This window comes from Komagataeibacter europaeus LMG 18890 (assembly GCF_000285295.1).
Taxonomy (GTDB): domain Bacteria; phylum Pseudomonadota; class Alphaproteobacteria; order Acetobacterales; family Acetobacteraceae; genus Komagataeibacter; species Komagataeibacter europaeus.
This window is the reverse complement of record NZ_CADP01000145.1, coordinates 1-5,678: the sequence shown is the minus strand read 5'-3', so window position 1 is coordinate 5,678 and position 5,678 is coordinate 1. Positions and strand designations below refer to the sequence as shown.

4 protein-coding genes and 1 pseudogene are annotated in these 5,678 nt (G+C 57.9%); 4 read left to right on the top strand and 1 reads right to left on the bottom strand.

Translation table 11 applies throughout. The annotated features are described in order from the left end of the window. From GEU01_RS19100 to GEU01_RS19085, 4 genes and pseudogenes are all read left to right on the top strand, one after another. The coding region (locus GEU01_RS19100; RefSeq protein WP_019087071.1) for an IS1380 family transposase at positions 1-372 on the top strand (372 nt) is incomplete at its 5' end. Positions 373-562: 190 nt separating this feature from the next. Next, positions 563-961, top strand: a pseudogene (locus GEU01_RS27080) (restriction endonuclease subunit S); the annotation flags it as partial. Between the two features lie 30 nt (positions 962-991). Continuing rightward, positions 992-4,294, top strand: coding sequence for a type I restriction endonuclease subunit R (locus GEU01_RS19090; protein ID WP_019087344.1), 3,303 nt, complete (start codon positions 992-994; stop codon positions 4,292-4,294). Continuing rightward, entirely contained in the window at positions 4,294-5,025 is a 732-nt protein-coding gene (locus tag GEU01_RS19085; RefSeq protein ID WP_019087343.1) for a M48 family metallopeptidase, read from the top strand. Before GEU01_RS19090 ends, GEU01_RS19085 begins: the two co-directional genes overlap by 1 nt. Before the next feature lie 205 nt (positions 5,026-5,230). On the opposite strand, the gene GEU01_RS19080 is transcribed toward GEU01_RS19085, so the two are convergent. Further along, positions 5,231-5,653 carry a type II toxin-antitoxin system VapC family toxin gene (locus tag GEU01_RS19080; RefSeq protein WP_026018883.1) on the bottom strand — a complete coding sequence of 141 codons (423 nt, stop codon included), beginning with the start codon at positions 5,651-5,653 and terminating at the stop codon, positions 5,231-5,233. Positions 5,654-5,678 lie beyond the last annotated feature (25 nt).

Genomic DNA, 5,678 nt, shown 5'->3' with positions numbered 1-5,678 from the left:
CTGCGAGGCGGCAACGCCGAATGGCTCTACGGTGCCCTCTACTGTGCCCGTGGACAGGCCGAAAACCTGATCAAGCGTCACAAGGGCCAACTGGCATCCGACCGCACAAGCTGTCGATCGCCACTGGCCAACCAGGTCCGCCTGGTGCTGCACACTGCCGCATACTGGCTGATGCTCACCCTGCGGGACGCCATCCCAGCCCCACAGCCGCTCGCCTCGGCCGAGTTCACCACGTTACGAAATCGTCTTCTGAAAATCGCCGGGCGTATCCTGGAAACCGCGACCCGTGTCCGTATCGCGTTTGCCGCCGCCTGTCCCGAAGCGGCGCTGTTCCGCAGTCTCGCCATCTCGATGCAGGCTGCCGGCCCGTGACAGACGGGGCTATCGCCCCCGAACGCGCCCCGTCCTCGCAACCCCAGCCGCAGCCATCCACCGTTTCAAAATGACACCGCCTCAACCCGGTGCGATCCCGCGCGCCCAAACCATAGAAACGGAAAAATCCACGCAAAATACTCAATGCCGTGAATAAGATGGGTTAGGTGCCCTAAATAGCAATTGTTCACTTATCCCCAAAGGGACAATTATTCTGAGCTTCAAACTTACAATAGGAAAAAAAGCGATCCTTTTAAAGGATTGTTATACTAATGAGGCAATCTGCGCCCTTATCATTAAAGATAAAAAGTCAGTAGATACTCTATATATTTACCAATCTCTTGATAATGTAAATTATGAAGAGGAAATTGATCAGGCTGTAAAAGGAAAAACCCTTAACAAAGAAAAACTTGCACGTTTACGGATGTCTTTCCCTCCACTCCCCGAGCAGCAGGCCATAGCTTCTGTCCTGAGAACAGCAGACGAAGAAATCACAGCGCTTGAATCCGACCTCACCCGCCTGCGTCAGGAGAAGAAAGCCCTGATGCAGCAGCTTCTCACGGGCAAGCGCCGCGTGAAGGTCGATTAAGTCATTTCAGCCTACAGGATATTTAAAAATATGGCCGCCACCCCGAAATTTCAGGAAGAATTCAGCGCCAAACTCCCTGCCCTGGCGCTGCTCAGTACCCTCGTCTGGCGGTTCCTATCCCCATCCAAGGTGCTGGCCCTGCGGGGCGACAAACAGGGCGCGGTGGTGCTGGACACGCTGTTGCGGGCGGAACTGAAAAAGCGCCGCTTCAGTTTTGAAGGACAAGAGCACGCCCTGTCCGATCAGGCGATCGAACGGCTCATCTCCATCGTCACGCACCCGGACTTCGTCTCCGGCCTGCGTGACGCCAATGAAAAGATGACCACCCATCTGCTGTTCGGCATTTCCGTTCAGGAATTCATCAACGGACGTAGGGCCAACCCGACCATCGCCCTGATCGACTGGCAGAACCCGCAAAACAACAGCTTTACCTTCACCGAAGAATTCAGCGTCCTGCGCAGCACGGACCTGACCCAGACTCGCCGACCGGACATTGTCTGCTTCGTCAACGGTATTCCACTCGCGGTAATTGAGGCCAAACGCCCCGATGGCCAGCCGGGCAAGGGTCCGACCGTGGCCGCCGGTATTTCCCAGACCATCCGCAACCAGTTCAAGGACGAAATCCCGCAGCTTTTTGCCTACAGCCAGCTCCTGCTCTCCATCAACGGGCATGACGGGCGCTATGGCACCTGCGGCACGCCAAAGAAGTTCTGGGCCAGATGGAAGGAAGAAGACATCGCCGAAAGCCGGATGCATGACCTCAAGAACACATCTCTCTCCCCCGCCCAGACCGATGCACTGTTTGCCGAACGTAAACCATCCGATCGGGCGTGGTTCGAGGACTGGGCATCCCGCCCACTAGCGGTCACGGATCAGGACCGGCTGCTGATCGGCCTACTTTCCCTCGAACGCCTACTGGAAATGACGCGGTTCTTCACGCTGGTGGACCGCAAGAACGGCAAGATCGTTGCCCGCTACCAGCAGGTCTTCGGCATCAGGCGCCTGCTGGAGCGCATCAAGACCCGCCGGGCAGATGGCGGGCGCGAGGGTGGCGTGATCTGGCACACCACCGGCTCTGGCAAGTCCTTTACCATGGTGTTCCTCAGCCGGGCGCTGATCCTCGATGATGACCTGAAGCAGTGCCGCATTCTGGTAGTCACGGACCGCAAGGATCTGGAACGACAGCTCAGCACCACTTTTTCCACTGGTGGCGAACTGGCAGATAGACAGGACAGGGCCGCAGCCCTGGCCACATCCGGCCGACGCCTGGCACAGCAGATCGGGCATGGGCAGGAGCGGATCATCTTCTCGCTCATCAACAAATTCCACACCGCCACAGGCTATCCTGAATGTCATAATGACAGCTCGGATATCATCGTGCTGGTCGATGAAGGACACCGCAGCCAGGGCGGAGAAAACCATGCCCGCATGAAACATGCCCTGCCCAATGCCGCCTTCATCGCCTTTACCGGCACACCGTTACTCAAGGGCAGCGAGACGACCAGCCGGTTCGGGAAGATCATCCATTCCTACACCATGCAGCAGGCGGTCTCGGACGGAACGGTGACGCCCCTGCTCTATGAGGAACGCAAGCCTGATCTCAACGTCAATGATGAGGCCATTGATGCGTGGTTCGACCGCATCACGCAGGGATTGACGGAAGAGCAGGTCACAGACCTCAAGAAACGCTTCGCCCGTGCCAATCAGGTCTACAAGGCCGATGACCGCATCCGGCTGATCGCCATGGACCTGGCCACGCATTTTGACAGCAACATTGATGAGGGCCTGAAGGGCATGCTGGCCTGCGACAGCAAGCTCTCGGCCATCCGCTACAAGCAGTATCTGGATGAAGTGGGGCTGTTTGAAAGCGCCATCGTCATGAGCCCACCTGACACGCGGGAAGGACATTCGGAAGTCGATGAAGCCAAACAGCCCGAAGTGCAGCAATGGTGGGCCGAGACTGTCGGCAAGCAGAGCGAGGATGACTATACGCGAGGCGTGATCGAGCGCTTTGAAAAGGATCCTGACCTGAAGCTGATCATTGTGGTGGACAAGCTGCTGACCGGGTTTGACGAGCCGAAAAACGCCGTGCTGTATATCGACAAGCCGTTAAAACAGCACAACCTGCTGCAGGCCATTGCCCGCGTGAACCGGCTGCATGACCAGAAAAAGCATGGGCTGCTGATCGACTATCGCGGCATTCTGGCGGAGCTGGACACGACACTTGCGCGCTATGACCAGCTCGCGGCCGATAATGTCGGTGGATATGACCCCAAGGACATTGCCGGGCTGTATAGCCAGATGAGCACCGAATACCGCGAACTCCCGGCGCTGCATAAGGCGCTGTGGGCCATCTTTGACGGCGTGAAGAACAGAAGCGATCCCCAGCAGCTTCGCGCCGTGCTCATGCCGCGCATGGTGGAAGAGCACGGCCAGATGGTGGATGTGAACCTCAAGCACCGCGATGATTTCTATGAGGCGCTGACGAAGTTTTCCGCCTGCCTCAAGGTGGCCCTGCAGTCGGTCGCATTCTTCGAGGATACCAGCTTCACCGAAAAGGACCGCAATACCTACAAGGAAACCCTGAAGCAGATGAGCAGCCTGCGCCAGTGGATCCTGCATGATACCGGCGAGACCGTGGACTTTGACCAGTATGCCGAGCAGGTAAAAAAGCTGCTGGACCGGCATGTGGCGGGCGTGAAGGTACATGAATCCGAAGGGCTGTATGCCGTCGGCAAGATGGGCCAGAAACCCGATGACGGTCAGCCTGAGGACTGGACCGAGGACAAGACCCGCAACGAGACGGACCTGATCCGCACGCGCGTGACGAAAATGATCACCCATGACATGCAGGACGATCCTTATGCCAAGGAGGCGTTCTCCGCCCTGCTGCGTCAGGTTATTGAAGAGGCGGAGCGCCTGTTCGATCACCCGCTCAAGCAGTTCATGCTGTTTCAGGAATTCGAGGAGCAGGTTGCACAGCGGAAACTGAAGGACATTCCATCCGCCTTCGAAGGCCACCGGCATGCCCAGGCCTATTACGGCGTGTTCCTGCAGACGCTGACGGCCATCTTCAATCACAAGCAGACCGACGAAGAGCAGCAGCGCTGGATCGATCTGGCGTTCGAGATTGACCGGATCGTGGATCGGGCCGTGCGGGAGAACTCGCTCAGCCGTACTGACATAGAAAAAACCATCCATCAGGAATTGCTGCCCCCCCTTTTCGCCATCGGACAGAAAGCCGGTTTTGGCGTCAATCAGGCGCAGAAGATCATCACGCAGGTCATCCAGATCATGCGGGCCGGTCCGGCAGCCGGGGAACAGCACGCCTGATGCCGGACGAACGGTTCCTGACCTATGGCGGAGAGAAGATCAGGGTCGAATTCCTGCCCAGCTCGCGACCGGGCACGACCCTTGTGGTCAAGGTTCACCCCGACCTGCGGGTGCAGGCCGTCGTGCCATCCGACACGCCGGAAGAGAAACTGCAGCAGGCCCTGGGACAGAAAGCACGCTGGATCTGGCAGAAACTGCGTGATTTCCGCCAGATCCAGGCCCATGTCACGCCGCGCGACTATGCCAGCGGTGAAAGCCATTTCTATCTTGGTCGCCGCCACCTGCTGAAGGTCCATCATCAGCCAGATCAGCCCGAGACAGTCCGCATGCTGCGCGGACGGCTGGAGATTTCGGTACAGACCCGGCAGGCCGTGCGGATCCGCGCGCTTTTGTCCCTATGGTATTTCGACAGGGCCCAGGCCGTCTTTCAACGGCGGATCGATGCCATGCTGCCTTCAACATTATGGGTGATGCAAAAACCCGCCCTGAAACTTCAGGTCATGCGCACGCAATGGGGCAACTGTTCGCCTGGTGGAGTGATTACCCTCAATCCCCATCTGGTGAAGGCGCCACGGGACTGCATCGATTATGTGATCGTGCATGAACTGTGCCATCTGAGGGAACACAATCATGGACCGGCATTCTGGCAGCTTATGGACCGGATCATGCCAGACTGGGAACGCCACAAGGCCCATCTGGATAGAATGGCCGAAGCCTTCCTGGTGAGCTGAGCCAAACGGATTTCCCAGACGGAAATGACGATGGGCAGGGCACACGCTGCAGACGGGCGCGTGCCGCTCATATGACATTTCAACGTGGTAGCAATATGCGTTTTTTTGAACACATTGGAATGACACGTCAAAGAAACGCGATTTCTTTGACACATCATATCCTGCTCGACACACAGATCCTTAACGCCCGGATCTGTCTTGAAAATCAGGCATCCTCCCAAGGGTTCAGCACCCGTACACCGGCAGCCTCGAAAGGCGATACGTCCCGGCTGGCTACGGCATAACCACGGGATGCAGCCGTCGCTGCGATATACCCATCCGCCTTACCGATTGCCCGTCCTTCGCACCTCGCCCGCACCATCAGTTCGGCGTAAGCCTGTGACGCCCCCAGATCGAACGACAGGATACGTCCCTCGAACAGAGGCAGGACATCCTGCTCAAGACGCTCCTGCAAAACGGTTTGCCGCCGACCGGCCGGCATGGCCCCGATCCCGAAACGCAGCTCAGCCACCGTGACGGCTGACAGGAAAAGCGTCTCGATCGCCTGGGCGTCGATCCAGGCCAGGACACGCGGCTCCGGCACAGGCTTCCACGGCTCCGAGATCACATTAGTATCAAGCAGGATCATTCGAAGGACATCGGCTCGGCCGGGG

Excerpts from the sequence above, each read along its gene's own strand:
- GEU01_RS19090 (WP_019087344.1), top strand. The coding sequence starts at position 992 with ATGGCCGCCACCCCGAAATTTCAGGAAGAATTCAGCGCCAAACTCCCT.
- GEU01_RS19080 (WP_026018883.1), bottom strand. The coding sequence starts at position 5,653 with ATGATCCTGCTTGATACTAATGTGATCTCGGAGCCGTGGAAGCCTGTG.
- GEU01_RS19085 (WP_019087343.1), top strand. The coding sequence starts at position 4,294 with ATGCCGGACGAACGGTTCCTGACCTATGGCGGAGAGAAGATCAGGGTC.